The organism is Actinoplanes sp. NPDC051633 (assembly GCF_040681735.1).
GTDB lineage: Bacteria > Actinomycetota > Actinomycetes > Mycobacteriales > Micromonosporaceae > Actinoplanes.
The window spans coordinates 1-1,950 of sequence record NZ_JBFAZH010001333.1; the positions used below are offsets into that span (position 1 = coordinate 1).

Below are 1,950 nucleotides of genomic sequence, written 5' to 3' on the forward strand. Positions count from 1 at the left end.
GCCCGCGCTGATCCACACGGTCCGCGGCATCGGTTACCTCCTCCGCGCCCCCTAACGGGTCAGGACCGTGACGTCGTCGAGCACGATGGCGCCCGCGTCCAGGCGTAGGCCGAAGGCCGGGTTCCACGAGCCGACCGTGGCATCGTCGACCGCGGCGCTCAGCGGCGCGTCGTGCAGCTGCGTCCACTTGTCGTCGCGGAACAGCCACGTGGTGAGGTTGCCGTCCTTCGTCACCGCGGCGAGGCGGTCGCCCGCCTGCCACCGGTAGTCCGCACAGCAGCCGCCGGTCGCCTCCGGGCGCGACCGGTTGTCGACCCGGACGTCCGCGCCGGACGTGCCGAAGTGGTTGTTGTACCAGATCAGGGCGTTGTCCGACGGCGCCCTCGACGCGCCCGCGAAGAGGCTGTCCTCCGGGTCGCCCCCGCCGAAGGAGCGCGGCGTCACGATCACCGCGGTCCCCGACGGCGAGCCGGTCACCGGCGCGGCCAGCACCCCGAACGCCCGGCTCGACGCCCGGGCGGTCAACGCGCCGTCGGCGACCGACAGCTCCGGCGGCGGCTCGTTGCCGATGAGCTGGTCGACCCGGTAGGACGCGAGCCGGTCCGTCGAGAAATCGTCCTGCCACGCAGGCGTGGGGAAGTCGGCCGGATCGAACGACCACTTCGTCGGCACGACCGCGCTGCTGACCCCGGCCGCCGCCCGCGACGTGGCCAGCGCACGGATCGGCGGGCCGTCGCTGAGGGCGGTGCCCGGCGGGATCGTCACCCGCCAGGTCGTTCCCAGGGTGTCGCCCTTGCCGAGACGGCTCGCCTGCGCGGCGGTGACCGCGCGCGCCGTCCAGCCGCGCGGCACCTGGAGCGAGACCCGCACGTCGCGCGCCGCCCTCGTGGCCGTCACCCGCGACCGGACCGTCACGGTCTCGCCGGCGTCCGCGTCGACCGCGCCGCCGCCGCTCAGACCCGGGAAGCTCACCGCCAGCGCCGGGTCGGGCCGGCGCCACACCTGCACGGCCGTGATGCCGACCGCACCGCCGTCGTCGCGCACCGGCAGCACCCGCAGCCGGTCGGTGGTCAGCGGCGGGTCGACCAGCACGCGGTTGATCGCCCGGCCGACCGGCGTGGCCGGGGTCCGCGTCTGGCCGGGCACGTCGCGCCACTCGCCCTCGGGCGTCTGGTACTGCAGGCCGAACGACTGCGGGGCACGCACACCGCCGCCGTCGTCGTAGAAGTCGATCCGCACGTCGGACACCACTGTGGCCGCACCCAGGTCGACCTCCAGCCAGTCGGCGCGGTTCGGCGACGACCACGTGGTCCATCGGGTGGTCGGCACGTCGAGATGGAAGTCCTGCCCGTCGATCGCGTTGGCCGCCGTGTCACCGCCCCACGTGTACGACGCACGAGCCACCGGATAGCCGGCTTCGTCCACATTGGCCGCGTCGTCGACGAGCTCCGGCAGCTCCGCCCGTGCCGAGGGCGGCACCGGCACCGTGGTCCTGGCCGGCGTCGCCTGCCGGTGTGCGAGCCGCCCGTCCAGCCACACGCTCAGCCCGGCCCCGCGGCCGTACGCCGACCCGGTCGAATCCCACACCACGCTCAGGTTGCGCCCGTGGTAGGCGACGTTCTCCACCGCCCAGTGATCCCACGACGGCGGGGCCAGCGGCGCGATCCGCACCGATCCGCCGGCCTGGGGCCGGATCCCGAGGAGGCCGGAGAGGACCAGGTCGTTGAAGGTCGAGTGGTTGTAGTCCTCGCTGTGGTTGAAGCCGTCGTAGATCCAGCGATCCTCGTCGGGGTGGTGCGCCTCCGCCACATACGGTCGGCCGTTCTTGCGCTGGGTCACCGCGTAGCCCCGCAGCACGTCGTAGTAGTCGCCGGCGTCCACATAGGGCTGCGCCGGGTAGTCGATGAGCTGGTTGGCCAGCGCGGTGAGGGTCTGGCTGGTGGCGAAGGG

The 1,950-nt window shown here is 73.7% G+C and carries 1 protein-coding gene; it reads right to left on the reverse strand.

What is annotated here, in order from left to right:
- Positions 1 to 51: 51 nt before the first annotated feature.
- On the reverse strand, positions 52 to 1,950 hold a 1,899-nt coding region (locus AB0M20_RS40665; protein WP_364306547.1), incomplete at its 5' end, for a discoidin domain-containing protein.